Raw genomic sequence first — 23,185 nt, 5'->3', positions numbered from 1 at the left:
GCTTCGGCTGGGTTTTTTTATGGCTGAAAGATCAATACTCCCAGGTATCCGGATCGACACCCATCTGGCGCATGATTGCTTTTGCTTCTTCCGGAATCTCATCACTACGCTCTTTGCGCAGGTCGACGTCATCCGGCAGCGGTTGGCCCGTAAAGGCATGTAAAAAGGCTTCGCAAAGCAGCTCGCTGTTGGTGGCGTGACGCAGGTTGTTCACCTGACGACGGGTACGCTCATCCGTTAAAATCTTCAGCACGCTCAATGGGATTGATACTGTGATCTTCTTGACCTGCTCGCTCTTCTTACCGTGCTCAGCGTACGGGCTGATATATTCGCCGTTCCATTCAGCCATGGGTTACCTTAATTAATAAACGTTAAATGTTAGGAAATCAGCGGATTATGCCTGATTTTTTCCTGCCTGACCCCTGATATGGCGGGTTTTCTTCGCTCACTGCCTCTGTCTCACAGAGGGGAACGCCAGGCGATGACGCATAATTTTAGCGGTTATTGCGGTTTTGCTCAATCTATACGCAAAGACATTTAGATGTCCAGATGTATTGACGTCTAATTAGAGGGTGATATCCTGTGGCCTACATTTTATTCACTCTTCAGGAACAATTCGCTCATGACGCGTAAACCGGCAACCATCGCAGTGCGCAGCGGTTTGAATGATGACGAGCAATATGGCTGCGTTGTCCCGCCAATCCACCTCTCTACGACCTATAACTTCCTGGATTTCAATGAGCCTCGTGCGCATGACTACTCCCGGCGTGGCAACCCCACTCGTGATGTCGTACAGCGTACCCTGGCAGAACTGGAAGGGGGAGCAGGCGCGGTATTAACCAATACCGGGATGTCGGCGATTCACCTGGTCACGACGGTGTTTCTGAAGCCTGGCGATCTGCTGGTCGCGCCACATGACTGTTATGGCGGCAGCTATCGGCTGTTTGACAGCCTGAGCAAGCGTGGCGCCTATCGGGTGAAATTTGTCGATCAGGGTGATCCGGTAGCGCTGCAGGCCGCTCTGGATGAAAACCCAAAACTGGTGCTGATTGAAAGCCCCAGCAATCCGCTGCTGCGCGTGGTAGATATCAGCGCGATTTGCGCCGCTGCGCGTGCTGCGGGTGCCATCAGCGTGGTGGACAATACCTTTATGAGTCCGGCGCTGCAGAATCCTCTGGCGCTGGGTGCGGACCTGGTGATCCACTCCTGTACCAAATACCTCAATGGCCACTCCGATGTCGTGGCGGGCGCGGTCATCGCCAAAGATCCGCAACTCGCTACCGACCTGGCCTGGTGGGCAAATAACATTGGTGTGACCGGTGCAGCGTTTGACAGTTATCTGCTGCTGCGCGGGATTCGTACGCTTTCACCGCGGATTGCAGCCGCACAACGCAACGCACTCGCGATTGTAGAGTATCTGAAGCAGCAGAAACTGGTGAAAAAGTTGTATCATCCTTCGCTGCCGGAAAACGCCGGACACGAACATGCCGTACGTCAGCAGCGCGGCTTTGGCGCCATGCTGAGTTTCGAGGTCGACGGTGATGAGGCGCTGCTGCGTCGCTTCCTGAAAGCACTGCAGCTATTTACGCTGGCGGAATCGCTGGGCGGAGTAGAGAGTCTGATCTCCCATACCGCCACCATGACGCACGCGGGGATGTCGGCAGAAGCACGCGCGGCAGCGGGCATTTCCGATACGCTGCTGCGGGTTTCTGTCGGTATTGAAGATCACGAAGATTTAATTGCCGATCTGGATAATGCATTCCGGGTCGCAGCCGAGGGTTAAGCATGACGATTTCAGCAGGCGCGGGAACGCCGAACATCAGGCAGTTGCATAAGTTTGGCGGCAGCAGCCTGGCCGATGCGCGCTGCTATCAGCGCGTTGCCGGTATTATGGCGGACTACAGCCAGCCGGGCGACCTGATGGTGGTCTCTGCGGCAGGCTCAACTACCAACCAGCTGATTAGCTGGCTGAAGCTGAGCCAGAGCGATCGGCTTTCTGCGCATCAGGTGCAACAGGCCTTACGGCGCTACCAGAGCGAACTGATCAGTGCGCTGCTGCCTGCTGAGGTCGCAGAACCTTTAATCACCGCGTTTATCCGTGATCTGGAAAAGCTGGCCGCACTGCTGGATGCGCCGATCACCGATGCGGTCTATGCCGAAGTGGTCGGTCACGGTGAAGTCTGGTCGGCACGCCTGATGTCAGCGGTACTGAGCCAGCGTGACCTTCAGGCCTGCTGGCTGGATGCGCGTGAGTTTCTGCGCGCTGAACGTGCCGCACAACCGCAGGTAGATGAAGGGAAGTCCTGGCCACTGCTACAGACTCTACTGGCGCAGCATCCGCATAAGCGCATCGTGGTGACCGGATTTATCAGCCGCAACGACGCCGGTGAAACCGTCCTGCTTGGCCGCAACGGTTCCGACTATTCTGCCACGCAGATTGGCGCACTGGCGGGTGTCGGGCGGGTGACCATCTGGAGCGATGTGGCGGGTGTCTACAGTGCCGATCCCCGCAAAGTCTCTGATGCCTGTCTGCTGCCGCTGTTAAGGCTGGATGAAGCCAGCGAGCTGGCGCGCCTGGCGGCACCGGTTCTCCACACCCGTACTCTGCAGCCGGTTTCAGGCAGCGATATCGACCTGCAACTGCGCTGCAGTTATCAGCCGGAGCAGGGCTCAACCCGCATTGAGCGCGTGCTGGCCTCCGGGACGGGCGCGCGTATCGTCACCAGCCATGATGATGTTTGCCTGATTGAGATTCAGCTGCCAGAGCAGCATGACTTCGCCATCCTGCACAAAGAGATCGACCTGTTGCTGAAGCGCGCGCAGCTGCGTCCGCTGGCGTTTGGCGTTCATCCCGATCGTCAATTGCTGCAGCTCTGTTACACCGCCGAAGTGGTAAACAGCGCCTTTACGCTGCTACAGGATGCCGGTTTACCGGGCCATCTGCAGCTGCGCGACGGCCTGGCGCTGGTTGCGCTGGTTGGCGCAGGCGTTACCCGCAATCCGCTGCATACCCATCGCTTCTGGCAGCAGTTAAAGGATCAGCCAATTGAGTTCATCTGGCAGTCAGAAGAGCACATCAGCGTGGTCGCAGTGCTGCGCGTCGGCCCGACTCAGCATCTGATTCAGGGATTGCATCAGTCGCTGTTCCGGGCAGAAAAGCGCATCGGTCTGATGCTGTTTGGCAAAGGCAATATCGGTTCACGCTGGCTGGAGCTGTTTGCCCGCGATCAGGAAACGCTGTCAGCGCGGACCGGCTTTGAATTTGTGCTGGCGGGCGTCGCGGACAGCCGTCGCAGCTTGCTGAGCTATGACGGGCTGGAAGCCAGCCGGGCACTCGCCTTCTTTGATGATGAAGCGGTAGAGCGCGATGAAGAGTCGCTGTTCCTGTGGATGCGTGCTCACCCGTTTGATGACCTGGTGGTGCTGGATGTCACTGCCAGCACACCGCTGGCGCAGCAGTATCTCGACTTCGCCAGTCACGGTTTTCACGTTATCAGCGCCAATAAAGTCGCGGGAGCGTCTGACAGTCAGACCTGGCGCCAGATCCGCGATGCCTTTACCAAAACCGGACGTCACTGGCTCTATAACGCCACCGTTGGCGCAGGTTTGCCGATCAACTACACGGTGCGCGATCTGCGCGACAGCGGGGATACCATCCTGGCGATCAGCGGGATCTTCTCCGGCACGCTGTCGTGGCTGTTCCTGCAGTTTGATGGCACGGTGCCCTTTACCGAGCTGGTGGATCAGGCCTGGCAGCAGGGTTTAACCGAGCCCGACCCGCGCGCCGATCTCTCGGGTCAGGATGTGATGCGCAAGCTGGTTATCCTGGCGCGTGAGGCAGGCTACAACATCGAGCCGGATCAGGTGCGGGTGGAATCGCTGGTGCCCAGTAACTGTCAGCAGGGATCTGTCGACCACTTCTTTGAAAATGGCGAAGAGCTGAATGAGCAGATGCTGCAGCGGCTCGAAGCCGCGCAGGAGATGGACCTGGTGCTGCGTTACGTTGCCCGGTTTGATGCCAACGGCAAGGCGCGCGTGGGTGTTGAAGCGGTGCGTCCGGAACATCCGCTGGCCTCACTGCTGCCGTGCGACAACGTCTTTGCGATTGAGAGCCGCTGGTACCGCGATAATCCGCTGGTGATCCGCGGACCGGGCGCAGGCCGGGATGTCACCGCAGGCGCTATCCAGTCAGATATTAATCGCCTCGCACAACTGCTGTAACTCCTCCTCCTCAGGCGCTTCGGCGCCTGTTTTCAATGCGTTATCGCTCCCCTGTTGAATCGCCTTCATGTTGATTGAAAATTGATCACGACTGTTGACCATTTTTAAGTTGACGGCACAGTCAGATTACGTCATTTTGAACATCTGGACGTCTAAACGTGTAGATGTTCGCAGGCCGATTGTTAATCGATGAGGGTGCAGGATGAGTTTCTTTCATGCCAATCAGCGCGAAGCGCTAAACCAGAGCCTGGCTGAGCTGAACGGGCAAATTAATGTTTCATTTGAGTTCTTCCCGCCTCGTACCAGCGACATGGAAGAGACCCTGTGGACCTCTATCGATCGCCTGAGCAGTCTGAAACCGAAATTCGTTTCTGTGACCTACGGTGCGAACTCAGGTGAGCGTGATCGCACCCATAGCATTATCAAAGGCATTAAAGATCGCACCGGTCTGGAAGCTGCTCCCCATCTGACCTGTGTCGATGCCACGCGCGATGAACTGCGTACCATCGCTCAGGATTACTGGAACAACGGCATCCGTCACATTGTGGCGCTGCGCGGCGATCTGCCCCCAGGCAGCGGTAAGCCAGAAATGTACGGCAGCGATCTGGTTTCGCTGCTGAAAGAGGTAGGTGATTTTGATATTTCGGTTGCGGCCTATCCGGAAGTCCATCCCGAAGCGAAAAGCGCCCAGGCCGATCTGATTAACCTGAAGCGAAAAATCGATGCAGGTGCCAACCGAGCTATTACCCAGTTTTTCTTCGACGTTGAAAGTTATCTGCGTTTCCGCGATCGCTGTGTCGCGACCGGCATTGACGTGGAAATTGTGCCGGGCATTCTGCCGGTCTCTAACTTTAAACAGCTGCAACGCTTTGCCACGCTGACCAATGTGCGTGTGCCGGGCTGGATGAGCGCGATGTTCGCCGGTCTGGATGATGATCCGGAAACGCGGAAAATGGTGGGAGCCAATATCGCGATGGATATGGTGAAAATCCTGTCACGCGAAGGGGTGAAGGATTTCCATTTCTACACGCTGAACCGTGCCGAAATGAGTTATGCCATTTGTCACACCCTGGGCGTGCGTCCTGCTGCTGCGGCGGCTTAACCGCTCTGCTTCAGCCAATAAAAAAGTCGGGAGAGTCCCGACTTTTTCTATTTTTACTGCACCACCATTAACCGGTATTGCGCATGCCTGCCGCGACACCAGCAATGGTCACCATCAGCGCCTGCTCAACGCGGGCATCCGGTTCATCGCCATTCGCTTCCCGCGCGCGCGAACGATGCAGCAGTTCGGCCTGGAGTACGTTGAGCGGATCGGTATAGACGTTACGCAGTGCAATTGACTCGGCAATCCACGGCTGATCGGCCATCAGGTGTGAGTCATTGGCAATGGTCAGTACCGCTTTGATATCCGCATCAAGCTGATCGCGCAGCTGTTTGCCCAGCGGCCAGAGTGATTTCTCGACCAGACGCTGATCGTAATATTCCGCCAGCCACAGGTCCGCTTTTGAGAATACCATCTCCAGCATACCCAGACGGGTAGAGAAGAATGGCCAGTCGCGGCACATCGCTTCCAGCTGATCCTGATGACCGGCGGCCATCGCCTGTTGCAGGGCCGCACCGGCACCCAGCCACGCAGGCAGCATCAGACGGTTCTGCGTCCAGGCGAAAATCCATGGAATCGCACGCAGCGACTCTACGCCGCCGGTAGGTCGGCGCTTGGCGGGACGTGAGCCCAGCGGTAATTTACCCAGCTCCTGCTCCGGCGTCGCTGAGCGGAAATAGGGCACGAAGTCAGCATTTTCACGCACATAACCGCGATACATCGCACAGGAGTCGGCGGAGAGCTGATCCATAATGTCGCGCCATTCGCGTTTTGGCTCCGGCGGCGGCATCAGGTTCGCTTCCAGAATTGCGCCGGTGTAGAGCGACAGGCTGGCGATGGTGACGGCGGGTAAACCATATTTAAAGCGGATCATCTCGCCCTGTTCGGTCACGCGCAGACCGCCGCGCAGGCTGCCTGGTGGTTGCGACAGCAGCGCTGCATGGGCGGGTGCGCCACCACGGCCAATGCTGCCGCCGCGTCCGTGGAACAGTGTCAGTGAAATCCCGGCCTTCTCACAGGTTTTAATCAGGGCATCCTGTGCCTGATATTGCGCCCAGCTGGCGGCCATCACACCGGCGTCTTTCGCCGAGTCAGAATAGCCAATCATCACCATCTGTTTGCCCTGAATTAAGCCGCGATACCAGTCGATGCTCAGCAGCTGGCTCATCACGTCATTGGCGTTATTCAGGTCATCAAGCGTTTCAAACAGCGGTGCAACCGGCATGGCATAGCCGATGCCTGCTTCTTTCAGCAGCAGATGCACGGCCAGCACGTCAGAAGGGGTTTTCGCCATGGAAATAACATAGGCGGCGATAGAACCCTGTGGCGCTTCAGCCGCGACGCGACAGGTCTCCAGCACTTCACGCGTTTCATCGCTGGGTTCCCAGCTGCGAGGAAGCAGCGGACGCTTGGAGTTCAGTTCACGGATCAGGAAGGCCTGCTTGTCCGCTTCGGACCAGCTTTCATAATCGCCGAGGCCCAGATAGCGGGTCACTTCAGCAATCGCTTCGGTGTGACGGGTACTCTCCTGACGCAGATCGATACGCACCAGCGGCACGCCGAAACATTTCACGCGGCGCAGCGTATCAAGCAACTGACCGTTGGCGATAATGCCCATGCCGCACTTTTGCAGTGACTGATAGATGGTAAACAGCGGATCCCACAGCTGATCGTTGGAGACCAGCAGATCGGCCGGGCGCGGCAGACGTTCACCTTTCAGGCGGCGTTCCAGGAATGACTGGGTAGTCATTAACTGGCTGCGCAGGCGTTTCAGGATCATACGATAAGGTTCAAGTGCTTCCGGATCGCCGCTGAGTTCCCGGATCTCTTCAGTGCACTCTGACATCGACAACTCAGAGATCAGTACGCCGATATCGCGCAGGAACAGGTCAGTGGCTTTCCAGCGACTCAGCTGCATAACGTGGCGGGTAATCGCCGCCGTAACGTTAGGGTTACCGTCGCGGTCGCCACCCATCCATGAGGTGAACTGAACCGGCACGAAATCGACCGGCAGCTTAATGCCGAACGCCTCTTCTACCTGCTCGTTCAGCTCACGCAGGAAAGCGGGTACGCCTTCCCACAGGCTGTTTTCCACCACGGCAAAGCCCCATTTGGCTTCGTCGATAGGGGTCGGACGATATTTGCGGATCTCATCGGTGTGCCACGCCTGTGCCACCAGCTGACGCAGACGGCGCATAATCTGGTTACGTTCGTAGTCGGAGACGTCGCTGTGATCGAGCTGTTTCAGGCAGCTGTTAACTTCGACCAGCTTGTGAATCAGCGTACGGCGGGTGATTTCAGTCGGGTGAGCCGTCAGCACCAGTTCCAGCGACAGCGACTCAATGGCCGCAAGGATGTCGCTTTCGCTGATATCTTTCTGCTGCTTCAGGGTATCAAAGGTCTTTTTCAGCAGTTCGGGATGGTTCTCACCCTCGCCACTTTGCGAGATGGTCTGATACTGCTCAGCCACGTTGGTGAGGTTCAGAAACTGGCTAAAAGCGCGTGCAACCGGCAGAAGCTCCTCGTTGGAGAGGTTCTGCAGCGTATTGAGCAGTTCTTTACGATGAGTGTCATTTCCTGCACGGGATGACTTGGAGAGCTTACGGATGGTTTCCACCTGGTCGAGGATGTTCTCTCCCAGTGCATCCTTAATCGTATCCCCGAGCAGTTTGCCGAGCATACTGACATTACTTCGCATTGCGGAATATTGTTCGTTCATTGGACCCTGACACCCTTATCGTCTTGAAAAACTTCTACACCCGACCTTTCAGGCAGCAGAAAAATCAGCAACGCCATGTTCCCCCTAATCTACAGGGAACCGGCTCCGTTGCCGCCTGTCCACATTCTGAAACGCTCTGGATAATCACCCGGTGGGCATAACATCGTCTTTTATCTAGCCACGTAATGTTGCGTTCGTCAAATGCGTTAAAGTGCGCTGAAGGTGTGGCTAAATAACGGAAATTCGTAGAATTTATCGGGAACAAAGCGGGATAAGTTATTCTTATTGCTAAATCCCGCAGAATGAAGGGGCATTTTACTGTTAATGCAGTGAAATGCCCCATTTGCTGTTAATCAGTGGCAAAAATGCTGCACAACCTGACTGATAAGCGCCCTTGTCGGCTTAATAAATGCAGTATCAATAAATTCGTCTGGCTGATGTGCCTGCTCAATCGACCCCGGGCCCAGTACCAGCGTCGGGCAGAGCTGCTGAATAAAAGGCGCTTCGGTGCAGTAGTTCACCACCTCAGTGGGTATACCCAGCAATTTCTCGACCACACTGACCAGTTCATGATCTGCCGGACATTCGTAGCCAGGAATCGGCGGATGCAGTTCAGCCACCGTGACACGGCCCGGCCAGCGCGCACTGACCGGTGCCAGCGCCTCGTTCAGTAGCCCATCGAGGTCGTTCAGCGACAGGCCCGGCAGCGGACGGATATCCATATGCAGTTCACAGCAGGCGCAGATACGGTTAGCGGCGTCACCGCCATGAATATGGCCGAAATTCATGGTGGGGTAGGGGATGGCAAAGCCGTCATGATGATAACGCTCCTGCAGCGTATTGCGCAGTTGCATCAGATGGGTGATCGACTCATGCATCAGTTCAATGGCGTTAACGCCTCGCGCGGGATCGCTGGAATGGCCCGATTTCCCCTCAATACGGATCACATTCGACAGGTGACCTTTGTGCGCACGCACCGGTTTAAGCGAGGTTGGTTCACCGATGATGGCGCAGTCAGGACGCAGCTGCGTCGACTCAGAAAAATATTTGGCGCCAGCCATGGTGGTCTCTTCATCGGCCGTAGCGAGGATATAGAGCGGCTTGCTCAGCGTGCTGACATCCACATCGCGCAGTGTATCGAGAATAAAGGCGAAGAAGCCTTTCATGTCTGCCGTGCCCAGGCCATAGAGCTTATTGTCGTGCTCGGTCAGGGTAAAGGGATCGCGTGTCCAGCGGCCATCGTCAAAAGGAACGGTATCGGTATGACCTGCTAGCAGCAGGCCGCCCGCACCGCTTCCGGTACGCGCCAGCATATTAAATTTATTGCGGGTGCCGGGCACCGGCTGCACTTCAACGCTGAAGCCGAGGTCGCGGAACCAGCCGGCCAGCAAATTGATTAAAGTTTCATTACTCTGATCCAGTGCGGCATCGGTTGCGCTGATCGACGGTGTGGCGATTAACTGGCGGTACAGTTCAATAAAAGGCGGTAATTTTGTCTTCACTGTTGGCGGTCCTTGGGTTAGGATGTATCCATATTCATGCAGTAATAGTGAATAAAAATACATTAACGTCCTCTGCAAGGGAACCATAAATCACTGCAGATGACAGGGTGGGTAACGGGGCAAGGCCGCGACCCGGAACGTGCGACTGTAAAAAGGGTTACAGCCTGATGTTGAATACGCTGATCGTTGGTGCCAGTGGTTATGCTGGTGTTGAGCTTGCCACCTTCCTGAATCGCCATCCACATATCAACATAACCGCTTTGGCGGTTTCGGCGCAAAGCCCTGATGCCGGCAAGCGCCTCTCCGATCTCCATCCGCAGCTGAAAGGTGTGGTGGATTTGCCGCTGCAGCCGCTGAGCAGCGCGGCCGAGTGGGCAGACAAGGTGGATGTGGTGTTCCTGGCGACGGCCCACGAAGTCAGCCATGACCTGGCGCCGGAATTTCTCAAGGCTGGTTGTGTGGTGTTCGACCTGTCGGGTGCGTTCCGCGTTAATGACGCTGATTTTTATACCCGCTTTTATGGCTTCACCCATCAGCATGGAGACTGGCTGGACAAAGCCGTTTACGGCCTTGCCGAATATCAGCATGAGAAAATCCAGCAGGCGCAGCTGGTGGCTGTGCCAGGTTGCTATCCGACCGCTGCGCAGCTGGCGCTGAAGCCCCTGGTGGATGCCGGACTGTTAAACGAGGCGCAGTGGCCGGTAATCAACGCCACCAGCGGCGTGAGCGGTGCCGGACGTAAAGCCAATGTCGGCACCAGCTTCTGCGAAGTGAGCCTGCAGCCTTACGGCCTGTTCAATCATCGTCATCACCCGGAAATCGTCGCGCACCTTGGTACGCCGGTGATCTTCACTCCGCATCTGGGTAACTTCCCGCGCGGTATCCTGGCGACGATTACCTGCCGTCTGAAAGCAGGTGTCAGCCGTGAAGATATCGCCGCAGTTTTCCATCGCGCTTATGACAACAAGCCACTGGTGCGGCTCTACGAACAGGGCGTACCGGCGCTGAAAGCCGTTGTAGGTCTGCCTTACTGCGATATCGGTTTTGAAGTGCAGGGCGAGCATCTGATTGTCGTGGCAGCCGAAGATAATCTGCTGAAAGGCGCGGCATCGCAGGCGGTACAGTGCCTGAACATCCGGTTCGGCTTCCCTGAAACGCAGTCACTGATTTAACGGACAAATATACCATGACCAATCCATTGATTATCAAGCTGGGCGGTGTGTTGTTAGACAGCGAAGAAGCGCTGGCCCGCCTGTTTGAAGCGCTGCTGACCTACCGCAGCGCCCATCAGCGTCCGCTGATTATTGTCCACGGCGGCGGTTGCCTGGTGGATGAACTGATGAAAAAGCTGGCGCTGCCGGTGAAGAAGAAAAATGGCCTGCGTGTCACGCCAGCCGATCAGATCGACATTATTACCGGTGCGCTGGCGGGAACCGCGAATAAAACCCTGCTGGCCTGGGCAAAAAAATCGGGCATTAACGCGGTAGGCCTCTGCCTGGGCGATGCGGGCATCGTGAATGTCACACCGTTTGATGAAGAACTCGGCCACGTTGGCCACGCAATGCCGGGCGATCCGGCATTACTGAACACCCTGCTGGCGGCCGGTTATATGCCGGTGGTGAGCTCAATTGGTATAACTGACAGCGGCGACCTGATGAACGTCAACGCTGACCAGGCGGCGACCGCACTGGCCTCGACGCTGGGCGCTGATCTGGTCCTGTTGTCAGACGTCAGTGGTATTCTCGACGGCAAAGGTCAGCGCATCGAAGAGATGACCGCCGACAAAGCTGAGCAGCTGATTACCCAGGGCATTATTACCGACGGCATGATTGTGAAAGTGCACGCTGCGCTTGATGCAGCGCGTACCCTGGGCCGCCCGGTGGATATTGCCAGCTGGCGTCACGCTGAGCGGCTGCCTGACCTGTTTAACGGCGTGTCGATTGGCACCCGGATTCTCGCTTAACGACTCTGATTCAAGGATTACGAAATGCAAACGCAAAACATCAAAAAAATCGTTCTGGCTTACTCCGGTGGTCTTGATACTTCGGCCATCATTCCATGGCTGAAAGAGAACTACGGCGGCTGTGAAGTCGTCGCTTTTGTCGCAGATATCGGTCAGGAGCGCGGCGATCTGGAAGGTGTAGAGAAGAAAGCCCTGCAGTCCGGCGCATCTGAATGCCACGTGGTTGACCTGCGTGAAGAGTTCATCAGCGACTATGTCTATCCGGTGCTGCAGACTGGCGCCCTCTATGAAGGCACTTATCTGCTGGGCACTTCAATGGCGCGTCCTATCATCGCTAAAGCACAGGTTGAGCTGGCGCTGAAAGTGGGTGCGGATGCGCTGTGTCACGGCGCTACCGGTAAAGGGAATGACCAGGTGCGTTTCGAAACCACCTACACCGCGCTGGCACCGCAGCTGAAAGTGGTGGCTCCGTGGCGTGAATGGAACCTGCGTTCACGTGAAGCGCTGCTGGACTACCTGAAAGAGCGCAACATTCCGACCACCGCGTCACTGGAGAAAATCTACAGCCGCGACGAAAACGCCTGGCACATCTCCACCGAAGGTGGCGTGCTGGAAAGCCCGGCCAATGCACCGAATAAAGATTGCTGGGTCTGGACTGTCGATCCGCTGGAAGCGCCTGACCAGCCTGAAGAAGTGACCGTGACCGTGGAAAAAGGTCGGGTTGTGGCGGTTAACGGTGAAAAACTGAGTCCGTTCCAGTGCCTGGAAAAACTTAACGTGCTGGGCGCAAAACATGGCGTCGGCCGTATCGATATCGTTGAAAACCGTCTGGTAGGGATTAAATCGCGCGGCTGCTACGAAACCCCTGGCGGCACCATCATGGTCAATGCGCTGCGTGCGGTTGAGCAGCTGGTGCTGGATCGCGATAGCTTCAAATGGCGTGAGCAGCTCGGCCACGAGATGTCCTATGTAGTTTATGACGGCCGCTGGTTCGCCCCGCTGCGTAAGTCGATTCAGGCCGCTGCCGAATCGCTGGCGGAAGAGGTTAACGGTGAAGTGGTACTGCAGCTCTACAAAGGCCAGGCGACAGCCACCCAGAAGCGTTCCGCGAACAGCCTCTACTCGGAAGAGTTCGCCACCTTTGGTGAAGATGAAGTGTACGATCACCGTCATGCGGGCGGCTTTATCCGTCTGTTCTCGCTCTCTTCGCGTATCCGCGCCCTGAACGAGCAGAAGAAGTAATTTTCAGGCGAGGTGCGCCTCGCCTCACAGTTTCATTTCAGGGGCGGCATTTATGCCGCCCCTTGTTTAACGATTCAGAGGAGTTTTCACATGGCACTTTGGGGTGGACGGTTTACTCAGGCAGCGGATCAACGTTTTAAACAGTTCAATGACTCGCTGCGCTTCGATTACCGCCTGGCAGAGCAGGACATTATTGGCTCTGTTGCCTGGTCCAAAGCGCTGGTGACGGTAAATGTCCTGACTCAGGATGAGCAGCAGCAGCTGGAAGCGGCCCTGAATACGTTACTGGATGAAGTCCGTGAGGATCCTGAGCAGATTCTGCAGAGCGACGCCGAAGACATCCACAGCTGGGTTGAAGGCCAGCTGATCGACAAGGTGGGCGCGCTGGGCAAAAAACTGCACACCGGACGTAGCCGTAACGATCAGGTCGCGACCGATCTTAAGCTGTGGTGCAAGGTACAGATTGAGGCGCTGCTGGGTGCCACCCGTGATCTGCAGCAGGCGCTGGTGGTCACCGCTGAAGCCAATCAGGATGCGGTGATGCCGGGCTACACGCATCTGCAGCGTGCGCAGCCGGTGACGTTTGCGCACTGGTGCCTGGCCTACGTTGAAATGCTGGCGCGTGACGAGAGCCGTCTGCAGGATACGCTGAAGCGGCTCGATGTCAGCCCGCTGGGCTGTGGCGCACTGGCCGGTACCGCGTATGAGATCGATCGTCAGCAGCTGGCTGGCTGGCTGGGCTTTGCTTCTGCCACGCGCAACAGTCTGGATACCGTATCAGACCGCGATCACGTGCTGGAGCTGCTTTCTGACGCTGCCATCGGCATGGTGCATCTGTCGCGCTTCGCCGAAGATATGATCTTCTTCAACACCGGTGAAGCGGGCTTTATCGAACTGTCAGATAAAGTGACCTCCGGCTCATCGCTGATGCCGCAGAAGAAAAATCCGGATGCGCTGGAGCTGATTCGCGGCAAGTGTGGCCGGGTGCAGGGCGCGCTGACCGGCATGATGATGACGCTGAAAGGTCTGCCGCTGGCATACAACAAAGATATGCAGGAAGACAAAGAGGGGTTGTTTGACGCGCTCGACACCTGGCTCGACTGTCTGCATATGTCAGTTCTGGTGCTGGATGGCCTGCAGGTTAAACGCCCGCGCTGCCAGGAAGCGGCTGAACAGGGTTACGCAAACTCCACTGAACTGGCTGACTATCTGGTCGCCAAAGGCGTGCCGTTCCGTGAAGCACACCATATCGTCGGGGAAGTAGTGGTTGCCGCCATCGGTCAGGGTGTGGCGCTGGAAGCGCTGTCGCTGGCACAGCTGCAGCAGTTCAGTGCGGTGATTGGCGAGGATGTCTATCCCATTCTGGCGCTGCAATCCTGTCTGGATAAGCGTAATGCGCAGGGCGGCGTCTCGCCACAGCAGGTTGCGCGTGCCATCGGTGACGCAAAGCAGCGTCTGGCGTAATTAACAGGCAAAAAAAAGCGGGCACATTTAATGCCCGCCAACCTCTAGCTTCAGAATTACTCATTTTTATAGGCACATCATCAAAGCGCCTGCTCTCCCGGCCGACGCTCAGATTCTCTTACGCTGACAGCAGATATTGCTGCAGATCCTCACTGCCGCCAATGTGACGACCCCCCATGAAGATCTGCGGTACCGTCGCCCGGCCTGAAACGGCGCGCAGACTCACGGTTGTTGCATCCTGTCCCAGCACGATCTCTTCGTACTGAATACCATGATCCATCAGCATCTGTTTTGCCTGGGTGCAGAAGGTACAGCCAGGTTTGGTGAAGATTGAGACCGACTCCTGAGCTTTACACTCGGGCGCCAGATAGCGCAGCATGGTGTCGGCATCAGAGACCTCAAATGGGTCGCCCGGCTTGTTTGGCTCAACAAACATTTTCTCTACCACGCCGTTACGCACCAGCATCGAATAGCGCCATGAACGTGGGCCAAAGCCGAGATCGGCTTTCTCAACCAGCATCTCCATGCCACGGGTAAACTCGCCGTTGCCATCAGGAATAAAGGTAATGTTGTCTGCGCGCTGTTCTGCTTTCCAGGCGTTCATCACAAACGTGTCATTCACCGAGACGCACAGAATGCTGTCCACACCCTGCTGGGCAAACAGACCCGCTAATTCGTTGTAACGCGGCAGATGGCTGGAGGAGCAGGTCGGTGTGAATGCACCCGGCAGTGAAAAAACGATGACCGTTTTGTCTTTAAACAGTGCTTCAGTGGTGACATCGACCCAGCGATCGCCCTGACGTGTGTGAAAAGTCACTGACGGAATAGCTTTACCTTCCTGACTTGCAAACATTTTTTTCTCCTGACATACCGCGTTCCATTTGATGTGCGCATTATTCCCAACCACCCTTGATAGGGCCAATCGTTCATTGCTATTCTATCTATCGCCACGGGCTATCGTGGCTTGGAGGGTAATAATGAATATTCGTGATCTTGAATATCTGGTTTCGCTTGCTGAACACCGTCATTTCCGCCGTGCCGCGGATGCGTGTCATGTCAGTCAGCCGACGTTAAGCGGGCAGATCCGTAAGCTGGAAGATGAGCTGGGTGTGATGCTGCTGGAGCGCACCAGCCGTAAAGTGCTGTTCACCCAGGCAGGTTTGCTGCTGGTGGATCAAGCGCGTACGGTGCTGCGTGAAGTGAAAGTGCTGAAAGAGATGGCCAGTCAGCAAGGGGAAGCGATGTCAGGTCCGCTGCATATCGGCCTCATCCCGACTACCGCGCCCTACTTATTGCCACAGATTATCCCGACGCTGCACCAGACATTCCCGAAACTGGAGATGTATCTGCACGAAGCGCAGACGCAGCAACTGCTGGCACAGCTCGATAGCGGCAAGCTGGACTGCGCGATTATCGCGCTGGTCAAAGAGAGTCAGGCCTTTATCGAAGTGCCGTTGTTTGATGAGCCGATGAAGCTGGCAGTCTATGCCGATCATCCCTGGTGCGATCGCGACCGGGTACCTATGTCCGATCTGGCAGGCGAGAAATTGCTGATGCTGGAAGATGGGCACTGTCTGCGTGACCAGGCGATGGGGTTCTGCTTTGAGGCGGGCGCCGATGAAGATACCCATTTCCGCGCGACCAGTCTTGAGACGCTGCGCAATATGGTGGCGGCAGGCAGCGGGATTACGTTGCTACCGGCGCTGGCAGTCCCACCGGAGCGTATCCGCGATGGCGTCTGCTATCTCACCTGCTACAAACCGGTGCCACAGCGTACAATTGCGCTGGTCTATCGACCGGGTTCACCTCTGCGCAGCCGTTATGAACAGCTGGCAGAGGCGATTAAAACCCACATGCAGCACTATTTCGACGCTGCGTTAAAACAGGCGGTTTAAGCCGTTTAACGCCGCAACGCGATAGGCTTCGGCCATGGTCGGATAGTTAAAGGTGGTATTCACGAAGTACTCAATCGTGTTGCCACCGTTTTTCTGCTCCATGATCGCCTGACCGATGTGAATAATCTCGGCGGCACGTTCACCAAAGCAGTGAATTCCCAGAATCTCTTTGGTTTCCCGATGGAACAGAATCTTCAGGCTGCCAACGTTCATGCCAACGATCTGCGCTCGCGCCAGATGTTTGAACTGCGCGCGGCCCACTTCGTAAGGCACCTTCATTGCCGTCAGCTGCTGCTCGGTTTTACCCACGGAGCTGATTTCCGGAATGGTGTAAATCCCGGTTGGGATATCTTCAATCAGGTGCGCTGACGCTTCCCCTTTGATAATCGCCTGAGCGGCAATACGGCCCTGATCGTAGGCGGCTGAGGCCAGGCTTGGATAGCCAATGACGTCTCCGACGGCATAAATGTGCGGCTGAGCCGTCTGATACATGCTGTTCACTTTCAGCAGGCCACGACCATCCGCTTCCAGGCCCACATTTTCCAGCGACAGCGAATCGGTGTTGCCGGTACGGCCGTTGGCGTAAAGCAGACAGTCGGCTTTTACTTTCTTACCCGACTTCAGATGCATGATGACGCCATCTTCCACCCCTTCGATCTTCTCAAACTCTTCGTTGTGACGAATCACCACGCCGCTGTTCCAGAAGTGGTAAGAGAGAGAGTCAGACATCTCCTGATCAAGAAACGCCAGCAGGCGATCGCGGGTGTTAATCAGGTCAACTTTGACATTCAGTCCACGGAAAATCGACGCATATTCACAGCCAATCACGCCCGCGCCATAAATAATAACGTGGCCCGGTTCGTGGTGCAGATTGAGAATAGAGTCGGAGTCATAAACGCGTGGATGGGTAAAGTCGACATTGTCAGGATGGTAAGGTCGTGAACCACAGGCGATAACAAACTTCTCTGCCGTCAGCGTCTCACGCGTGCCATCCGGTTGCTCAATCTCAATGGTGTTGGCATCAACAAAATGCGCATCGCCCTGATAAAGTTCACAACGGTTACGCTCGTAGAAGCCCTGACGCATGGCTGTCTGCTGGCTGATCACGTTTTCAGTGTGATTGAGTATGTCGGCAAAAGAGGAGCGAAGCAGTCGGGTATGATCGCTGTAGAGCGGATTTTGGTTGAATTCAATAATGCGACTGACGGCGTGGCGAAGGGCTTTAGAAGGGATGGTGCCCCAGTGCGTACAACCGCCGCCGATGTTGTGGTAGCGTTCGATCACGGCGATGCGCGCTCCCTGTTTTACCAGCCCCATCGCCGCCCCTTCACCGCCGGGCCCTGAGCCAATCACAATGGCATCGTAATCGTAAGACTTTTGCATACCGATACGTCCTATTATTTATACATTTTTACAACGAGATTCTAACATCTCGTCGCGCACTTCTGAATTCTATCAGCGATTTTCATCACATTTTGACAAAGAGTGAGGTTCACAGGCGGTGACAAAGATTGCCAATCTGTACGCTGAAAATTTTGATATAGTGCCTGCTTAACACCGCTAAAGGCAGAGAGAATGGGCGTCAGAGCGCAACAAAAAGAACGTACACGACGTACACTGATTGAAGCAGCGTTCAGTCAGCTCAGCGCCGAGCGCAGTTTTGCCAGTCTGAGTTTGCGGGAGGTTGCCCGTGAAGCAGGGATTGCACCTACCTCCTTTTATCGTCATTTCAAGGATGTTGATGAGCTTGGCCTGACGATGGTAGATGAAAGCGGGCTGATGTTGCGACAGCTGATGCGCCAGGCGCGCCAGCGTATTGCCAAAGGCGGCAGCATCATTAAAACGTCGGTGTCGACCTTTATGGAGTTTATCGGCAACAATCCCAACGCTTTCCGCCTGTTACTGCGTGAACGTTCCGGCACCTCTGCCGCTTTTCGTGCCGCCGTGGCGCGTGAAATTCAGCACTTTATCGCTGAACTGGCCGATTATCTTGAGGTCGAAAATCGCATGCCGCGCAGTTTTACCGAAGCGCAGGCTGAAGCGATGGTGACCATTGTTTTCAGCGCCGGTGCAGAAGCACTGGATGTTGATGCTGAGCAGCGACGTAAGCTTGAGGATCGGCTGGTGTTACAGCTGCGTATGATCGCCAAAGGCGCTTATTACTGGTACCGCCGGGAGCAAGAGCGACTGGCGGCCACCCTGGAAAAACCCGAAGAGCAATGAGTAAGGATCAGTCCATGACCCACCCAGGTACTCGCGATAAAAGCACACTGGTACTGGCTTTTATTACCGGCTTAGCAATTAACGGCTCGTTTTCTGTGCTGTTCAGCGCCTTTGTTCCATTTTCGATTTTTCCGCTGATTGCGCTGGGTCTGGCGGCCTGGTGTCTGCATCAGCGTTACCTCAACACCAATATGCCGGACGGTATGCCAGGACTGGCAGCGGCGTTTTTCCTGCTGGGGATTCTGGTTTATAGCGCGCTGGTGCGGGCAGAATACCCGGATATTGGCTCCAACTTCGTTCCCACCGTTCTGATGGTAGCGCTGGTGTTCTGGATTGCGACGCGTTTTAAGCGCAAGCGTAATCAGTAGTGATAAAAAAAACGGGAACCTCAGGGTTCCCGTTTTTGTTTACGCTTTACGTGTCAGCAGGACACCGCATTCCATATGGTGGGTATAGGGGAACTGATCAAACAGCGCCAGCCGCGTCACATCGTGCGTTTCCGCCAGCGTCTGCAGATTGTCGCTGAGGGTCTGCGGATTGCAGGAGATATAAAGGATGCGCGGATACGCCTGCACCATTTTCACCGTCTCTTCATCCAGTCCGCTGCGCGGCGGATCGACAAAAATCGTCTCGCATTCGTAGCTGGTCAGGTCAATTCCTTCCAGACGATTAAAGCTACGCACGCCATTCATCGCCTGGGTAAACTCTTCCGCCGCCATACGAATGATCTGCACGTTATCAATCTGGTTCACGGCAATATTGTATTGTGCTGACGCAACAGAGGGCTTGGCGATCTCAGTTGCCAGAACGCGGCGGAAATTGCGTGCCAGCGCCAGCGAGAAGTTGCCATTACCGCAGTAGAGTTCCAGCAGGTCGCCCTGTGAATCCTGCGTCACATCCAGCGCCCACTCCAGCATCTGAATATTCATCGCCGCGTTAGGCTGGGTAAAACTGTTTTCGACCTGACGATAGATAATCTCGCGACCCGCTACCGGCAGACACTCATCAACGTAGTCGCGATCCAGACAGATTTTGGTTTTGGTGGCGCGTCCAATCAGCTGCACATCCAGCCCTTCCGCGCGAAGCTGGTCACGCAGCGCCACGGCTGCCTGCTGCCACTCATCATCCAGTTTGCGGTGATAGAGCAGCGAAATCACAATCTGATTGCTCAGGGTCGACAGATAGTCGATCTGGAACAGTTTATGACGCAGGGTACGGTTATCACGGATCGCGGCGATCATCTTTGGCATCAGCTGATTGATCAGCTGGCTGGCCGCCGGGAACTGATCAACACGGATCCGCTCGCGTGTCTGCTGATCAAAGATGATGTGATAGATATCATCGCCGTCGTGCCACAGGCGGAATTCGGCGCGCATCCGATAGTGGCTGACCGGTGAACGGAACACCTCCACGTCGGGCGCAGCAAACGGTGTCATCATCGTCTCTAAACGACTGACTTTTTCCGCCAGCTGTGCGTCATAGTCTTCAATGGGGAGATGTTCGGGTGTCATGAGCAATCCTGATTAATAGCTTACCAGCGGGCGATTGTAGGCATTCACTTGCTGATGTCCAGTCCCGCAGCGAGAAGATGTTTGGCAGTCTGGACTTCCGTATCTCCACTCCGTAGACTGCAGACGCCGGCCTCAAGCCCGAGTTAATAGGGAATCCAGTGTGAATCTGGAGCTGACGCGCAGCGGTAAGGAATGTCGTGATGAGTGCAATTGCAGACACTGTCCTGTGGGATGGGAAGTCATCATCACTTATGGTTCCCAGCCCGAAGACCTGCCGGTGTAACGTCGCTACTCGTACAATCATCGCGTGCTATTGATTGTCGGCCTGCGGCATCCTGCTTCGTCTTATGGATGCGATAAAAATGACAAAAAAAACTGCTTCGCTGTTCGCTCTGAGCGCAACGGCGATTTCTCTCTGGGCGCAATACGGTTTTGCTCAGGGGAATGATGATACGCAAATAGTCACCGCCAACCGTTTTGCTGAACCTGTTTCAGGTGTGCTGGCACCCACCACCGTTGTCACACGTGATGAGATTGATCGCTGGCAGGCCAAAAGCCTGACCGATGTGATGCGCCGCCTGCCGGGTGTTGATGTTGCGCAAAGTGGCGGGTTAGGGCAGCAGAGTTCGCTGTTTATTCGGGGCACCGAATCGAGACATGTACTGATCCTGATTGATGGTATCCGGCTTAATCAGGCGGGCATCACCGGTTCGTCTGACCTCAGCCAGATCCCGCTGTCACTGGTGCAACGCATCGAATACATTCGCGGTGCGCGTTCTGCAGTCTACGGTTCCGATGCGATTGGCGGCGTGGTGAATATCATTACGGGCCGATCGCAACCTGGCACCACGCTGACGGCGGGTGTCGGGTCCAACGGCTATCAATCCTACGACGGCTCAACCCAGCAGATGCTGGGCGATGCGACAAAGCTCACCTTGGCAGGCAACTACACCTATACCAAAGGGTATGACGTGGTGGCGGGTTATCCCAATGACTTTAGCCCGGCGCAGCACGATCGCGACGGCTTCATGAGCAAAACCCTGTATGGCAACCTTGAGCATCAGTTCAGCGATGAGCTCAGTGGTTTTGTGCGCGGCTACGGGTTTGATAACCGCACCGCCTACGACGGTTCATATACCTACGATAATAATTTCAATATTATCGGGCTGGCGGATACCCGCCAGCTCTACAGCCAGACCTGGGACACCGGGTTACGCTTCAATCGTGACTTCTACTCTACCCAGCTCATCGCCAGTTATGGCCATACCAAAGACATCAACTACGATCCGCGCAATGGTCGCTACGGTGCCGCGTCCACCTTTGATGATGTCACCCAGTACAATCTGCAGTGGGGCAACACCGTGCAGGTGGGGCAGGGGGCGATCAGCGCGGGTGTCGACTGGCAGAAAGAGACGACCGAGCCGGGCACGAACTATTTGTCAGATGGCTATGAGCAGCGTAATACCGGTCTCTACCTGACCGGCCAGCAGCAGTTTGGCAGCGTCACCCTTGAAGGTGCGGTACGCGGTGACGACAACAATCAGTTTGGCTGGCATAACACCTGGCAGACGGCGGCCTCATGGGAGTTTATCTCCGGCTACCGCGCGTTCGCCTCTTATGGCACCGCTTTTAAAGCACCTAATCTGTCGCAGGTTTACAGCCCGTTTTATGGCAATCGCGACCTCGATCCTGAAAAAAGTAAGCAGTGGGAAGGCGGTTTTGAAGGGCTGAGCGGACCGGTGAACTGGCGTGTGTCGGGCTATCGCAACGACATCGATAATCTGATTGATAGTGATCCGGCGACTTTCCGTTACTACAACATTAAGCAGGCTCGCATTAAAGGCGTTGAAGCGACCGCAGGATTCGACACCGGGCCGCTGGCGCATCAGCTCTCTTATGATTATGTCGACGCGCGGGATGGCAGCACCGATCAGCCGCTCGTACGCCGGGCTAAGCAGCAGGTGAAATACCAGCTCGACTGGACGCTGTATGAGTTTGACTGGTCAGTCACCTACCATTATCTGGGTGACCGTTATGATACGGACTTTAACAGCTCTCCCAGCCGTCGCGTGAAGTTAGGGGGCGTCAGCCTGTGGGATCTCGCCGTCTCATATCCTGTCACTTCACAACTCACGGTTCGTGGTAGAATTGCCAACCTGTTCGATAAAGATTACGAGACAGTGTATGGCTATCAGACACCAGGACGAGAGTATTACCTCAGCGGCAGCTACAACTTCTGATTTGCGTCCCACCGTGCTGGTGTTTGATTCCGGCGTCGGTGGGCTTTCTGTCTATGATGAGGTCCGTCAGCTGTTGCCGGATCTTCATTATCTTTACGCCTTCGATAACGCTGGCTTCCCTTACGGTGAGAAAAGCGAGACTTTCATTGTGGATCGGGTGGTCGCTATCGTTGAGGCCATTACCCGCAGCTATCCTCTCTCGTTAGTGATCATCGCCTGTAATACGGCCAGCACCGTTTCATTGCCCGCTTTACGTGAACGTTTTGCCTTTCCTGTCGTGGGGGTGGTTCCGGCGATTAAACCGGCCGCGCGCCTGACGCGAAATGGTGTAGTGGGCTTGCTGGCGACGCGTGCCACGGTGCGCCGTCCTTATACCCATGAGCTGGTGTCGCAGTTTGCCGGTTCCTGCAAGATAGAGATGCTGGGATCAGCGGAGCTGGTTGAACTGGCAGAAGCGAAGCTCCATGGTGCGGAGGTGGCTCTGGATGAGGTGCGCCGTATTGTTCAGCCGTGGCTGCGGATGGCGGAACCACCGGACACGGTCGTTTTAGGCTGTACGCACTTTCCTTTACTGCGCGAAGAGTTGCAGCAGGTGTTACCGGAAGGGACGCGTCTGATTGATTCCGGTGCGGCAATTGCACGACGCACAGCCTGGCTGCTGGAGCATGAAGCACCTGAAGTGCATTCATCGCAGCAGAACGTTGCATTTTGTACGGAGCTGGATGGCGAAGCAGTACAATTATCACCCGTTTTACGGCGTTATGGCTTCCCGTTGCTGGAAAAACTGGCGCTTTAGCGGCTTTTAGCTGAAAAAATCAGCACTCGGAATTTTATTTGAAATTAGCACTTGTCACCCTCCGAGAACTCCCTATAATGCGCCTCCACTGACACGGCACAACGGCTTACGAAGCGCCGGGTTGAGTAGGTTCGAAATCATACGAACCAGTGAGTTAAGCGAAAATAAATGCTTGACTGACAATGCGGAAAGCGTAATATACGCAGCCCGCGCCGCAGTAAATCGCGGCATGCTCTTTAACAATTTATCAGACAATCTGTGTGGGCACTCGCAGGATTGATATCAGCGTCTCCGGACGTAAAAAATA

General features: G+C 55.6%; 18 protein-coding genes and 1 riboswitch. Of the genes, 12 read left to right on the top strand and 6 right to left on the bottom strand.

Annotated elements, in window-relative coordinates; all coding sequences use genetic code 11:
* Positions 1-31 precede the first annotated feature (31 nt).
* Positions 32-349, bottom strand: coding sequence for a met regulon transcriptional regulator MetJ (gene metJ / locus HFD87_RS19980; RefSeq protein WP_009088019.1), 318 nt, complete (start codon positions 347-349; stop codon positions 32-34).
* Positions 350-622: 273 nt separating this feature from the next.
* Here metJ and metB point away from each other — a divergent pair, with 273 nt between their 5' ends.
* The 3 genes from metB (at position 623) to metF (ending at position 5,323) form a co-directional block, all read left to right on the top strand.
* Positions 623-1,783, top strand: a complete 1,161-nt coding sequence (metB, locus tag HFD87_RS19975) for a cystathionine gamma-synthase (protein WP_022624922.1) — start codon at positions 623-625, stop codon at positions 1,781-1,783.
* A 2-nt stretch (positions 1,784-1,785) separates the two neighbouring features.
* The gene (locus HFD87_RS19970; protein WP_010672066.1) at positions 1,786-4,221 is read left to right on the top strand and encodes a bifunctional aspartate kinase/homoserine dehydrogenase II; all 2,436 of its coding nucleotides are present in this window, start codon (positions 1,786-1,788) and stop codon (positions 4,219-4,221) included.
* Positions 4,222-4,423: 202 nt separating this feature from the next.
* Positions 4,424-5,323 carry a methylenetetrahydrofolate reductase gene (gene metF / locus HFD87_RS19965; RefSeq protein ID WP_010258148.1) on the top strand — a complete coding sequence of 300 codons (900 nt, stop codon included), beginning with the start codon at positions 4,424-4,426 and terminating at the stop codon, positions 5,321-5,323.
* 67 nt (positions 5,324-5,390) lie between these two features.
* On the opposite strand, the gene ppc is transcribed toward metF, so the two are convergent.
* On the bottom strand, positions 5,391-8,042 hold the full coding sequence (gene ppc, locus HFD87_RS19960) for a phosphoenolpyruvate carboxylase (RefSeq protein ID WP_022624923.1): 2,652 nt from the start codon (positions 8,040-8,042) through the stop codon (positions 5,391-5,393).
* Positions 8,043-8,395: 353 nt separating this feature from the next.
* Positions 8,396-9,544: an acetylornithine deacetylase gene (gene argE / locus HFD87_RS19955; RefSeq protein WP_031292638.1), complete on the bottom strand. Its 1,149-nt coding sequence runs from the start codon at positions 9,542-9,544 to the stop codon at positions 8,396-8,398.
* A 167-nt stretch (positions 9,545-9,711) separates the two neighbouring features.
* On the opposite strand from argE, the gene argC reads away from it, so the two are divergent.
* The 4 genes from argC to argH all read left to right on the top strand — a co-directional run bounded on the left by argC (position 9,712) and on the right by argH (position 14,213).
* The gene (argC, locus tag HFD87_RS19950; RefSeq protein WP_033786462.1) at positions 9,712-10,716 is read left to right on the top strand and encodes an N-acetyl-gamma-glutamyl-phosphate reductase; all 1,005 of its coding nucleotides are present in this window, start codon (positions 9,712-9,714) and stop codon (positions 10,714-10,716) included.
* A gap of 14 nt (positions 10,717-10,730) precedes the next feature.
* Positions 10,731-11,507: an acetylglutamate kinase gene (argB, locus tag HFD87_RS19945; RefSeq protein ID WP_010258140.1), complete on the top strand. Its 777-nt coding sequence runs from the start codon at positions 10,731-10,733 to the stop codon at positions 11,505-11,507.
* A 24-nt stretch (positions 11,508-11,531) separates the two neighbouring features.
* Positions 11,532-12,749, top strand: a complete 1,218-nt coding sequence (locus tag HFD87_RS19940; protein ID WP_022624925.1) for an argininosuccinate synthase — start codon at positions 11,532-11,534, stop codon at positions 12,747-12,749.
* A gap of 90 nt (positions 12,750-12,839) precedes the next feature.
* Positions 12,840-14,213: an argininosuccinate lyase gene (argH, locus tag HFD87_RS19935; protein WP_010672061.1), complete on the top strand. Its 1,374-nt coding sequence runs from the start codon at positions 12,840-12,842 to the stop codon at positions 14,211-14,213.
* A 118-nt stretch (positions 14,214-14,331) separates the two neighbouring features.
* Here argH and HFD87_RS19930 read toward each other — a convergent pair whose 3' ends face one another.
* On the bottom strand, positions 14,332-15,066 hold the full coding sequence (locus HFD87_RS19930) for a glutathione peroxidase (protein WP_010672060.1): 735 nt from the start codon (positions 15,064-15,066) through the stop codon (positions 14,332-14,334).
* Between the two features lie 124 nt (positions 15,067-15,190).
* Here HFD87_RS19930 and oxyR point away from each other — a divergent pair, with 124 nt between their 5' ends.
* Positions 15,191-16,108 (top strand): DNA-binding transcriptional regulator OxyR, encoded by a 918-nt coding sequence (gene oxyR / locus HFD87_RS19925; protein WP_010258132.1) that lies wholly within the window; start codon positions 15,191-15,193, stop codon positions 16,106-16,108.
* On the opposite strand, the gene sthA is transcribed toward oxyR, so the two are convergent.
* Positions 16,091-17,491, bottom strand: a complete 1,401-nt coding sequence (gene sthA / locus HFD87_RS19920) for a Si-specific NAD(P)(+) transhydrogenase (protein WP_010258130.1) — start codon at positions 17,489-17,491, stop codon at positions 16,091-16,093. The genes oxyR and sthA overlap by 18 nt on opposite strands.
* Positions 17,492-17,683: 192 nt before the next feature.
* Between sthA and fabR the strand changes: the two genes are divergently transcribed.
* Complete coding sequence (gene fabR / locus HFD87_RS19915) at positions 17,684-18,331, top strand: HTH-type transcriptional repressor FabR (RefSeq protein ID WP_010258128.1); 648 nt, start codon at positions 17,684-17,686, stop codon at positions 18,329-18,331.
* A 14-nt stretch (positions 18,332-18,345) separates the two neighbouring features.
* On the top strand, positions 18,346-18,699 hold the full coding sequence (locus tag HFD87_RS19910) for a YijD family membrane protein (RefSeq protein WP_010258126.1): 354 nt from the start codon (positions 18,346-18,348) through the stop codon (positions 18,697-18,699).
* Positions 18,700-18,738: 39 nt separating this feature from the next.
* Here the strand turns inward: HFD87_RS19910 and trmA are convergent, their stop codons facing one another.
* Positions 18,739-19,842 (bottom strand): tRNA (uridine(54)-C5)-methyltransferase TrmA, encoded by a 1,104-nt coding sequence (gene trmA / locus HFD87_RS19905; protein ID WP_010672059.1) that lies wholly within the window; start codon positions 19,840-19,842, stop codon positions 18,739-18,741.
* A gap of 110 nt (positions 19,843-19,952) precedes the next feature.
* A riboswitch (cobalamin riboswitch) is annotated at positions 19,953-20,136 on the top strand.
* Positions 20,137-20,204: 68 nt separating this feature from the next.
* On the opposite strand from trmA, the gene btuB reads away from it, so the two are divergent.
* Together btuB and murI are read left to right on the top strand one after the other, a co-directional pair.
* A complete protein-coding gene (gene btuB, locus HFD87_RS19900) occupies positions 20,205-22,082 on the top strand; it encodes a TonB-dependent vitamin B12 receptor BtuB (protein ID WP_122889929.1) in 1,878 nt (625 codons plus the stop codon).
* Positions 22,027-22,878, top strand: coding sequence for a glutamate racemase (gene murI, locus HFD87_RS19895; protein WP_033759179.1), 852 nt, complete (start codon positions 22,027-22,029; stop codon positions 22,876-22,878). The genes btuB and murI overlap by 56 nt, the downstream gene beginning before the upstream one ends.
* Positions 22,879-23,185: the final 307 nt, after the last annotated feature.

Source organism: Pantoea sp. EKM21T (assembly GCF_011800405.1).
Taxonomy (GTDB): domain Bacteria; phylum Pseudomonadota; class Gammaproteobacteria; order Enterobacterales; family Enterobacteriaceae; genus Pantoea; species Pantoea agglomerans.
The sequence above is the reverse complement of the archived record's forward strand: the minus strand, read 5'-3'. Positions and strand labels throughout refer to the sequence as shown.

What these genes read in the sequence shown, in the direction of transcription:
- metJ (WP_009088019.1), bottom strand. Translation starts at nt 349, where the DNA reads ATGGCTGAATGGAACGGCGAATATATCAGCCCGTACGCTGAGCACGGT.
- metB (WP_022624922.1), top strand. Translation starts at nt 623, where the DNA reads ATGACGCGTAAACCGGCAACCATCGCAGTGCGCAGCGGTTTGAATGAT.
- HFD87_RS19970 (WP_010672066.1), top strand. Translation starts at nt 1,786, where the DNA reads ATGACGATTTCAGCAGGCGCGGGAACGCCGAACATCAGGCAGTTGCAT.
- metF (WP_010258148.1), top strand. Translation starts at nt 4,424, where the DNA reads ATGAGTTTCTTTCATGCCAATCAGCGCGAAGCGCTAAACCAGAGCCTG.
- ppc (WP_022624923.1), bottom strand. Translation starts at nt 8,042, where the DNA reads ATGAACGAACAATATTCCGCAATGCGAAGTAATGTCAGTATGCTCGGC.
- argC (WP_033786462.1), top strand. Translation starts at nt 9,712, where the DNA reads ATGTTGAATACGCTGATCGTTGGTGCCAGTGGTTATGCTGGTGTTGAG.
- argB (WP_010258140.1), top strand. Translation starts at nt 10,731, where the DNA reads ATGACCAATCCATTGATTATCAAGCTGGGCGGTGTGTTGTTAGACAGC.
- HFD87_RS19940 (WP_022624925.1), top strand. Translation starts at nt 11,532, where the DNA reads ATGCAAACGCAAAACATCAAAAAAATCGTTCTGGCTTACTCCGGTGGT.
- argH (WP_010672061.1), top strand. Translation starts at nt 12,840, where the DNA reads ATGGCACTTTGGGGTGGACGGTTTACTCAGGCAGCGGATCAACGTTTT.
- HFD87_RS19930 (WP_010672060.1), bottom strand. Translation starts at nt 15,066, where the DNA reads ATGTTTGCAAGTCAGGAAGGTAAAGCTATTCCGTCAGTGACTTTTCAC.
- oxyR (WP_010258132.1), top strand. Translation starts at nt 15,191, where the DNA reads ATGAATATTCGTGATCTTGAATATCTGGTTTCGCTTGCTGAACACCGT.
- sthA (WP_010258130.1), bottom strand. Translation starts at nt 17,491, where the DNA reads ATGCAAAAGTCTTACGATTACGATGCCATTGTGATTGGCTCAGGGCCC.
- fabR (WP_010258128.1), top strand. Translation starts at nt 17,684, where the DNA reads ATGGGCGTCAGAGCGCAACAAAAAGAACGTACACGACGTACACTGATT.
- HFD87_RS19910 (WP_010258126.1), top strand. Translation starts at nt 18,346, where the DNA reads ATGACCCACCCAGGTACTCGCGATAAAAGCACACTGGTACTGGCTTTT.
- trmA (WP_010672059.1), bottom strand. Translation starts at nt 19,842, where the DNA reads ATGACACCCGAACATCTCCCCATTGAAGACTATGACGCACAGCTGGCG.
- btuB (WP_122889929.1), top strand. Translation starts at nt 20,205, where the DNA reads ATGACAAAAAAAACTGCTTCGCTGTTCGCTCTGAGCGCAACGGCGATT.
- murI (WP_033759179.1), top strand. Translation starts at nt 22,027, where the DNA reads ATGGCTATCAGACACCAGGACGAGAGTATTACCTCAGCGGCAGCTACA.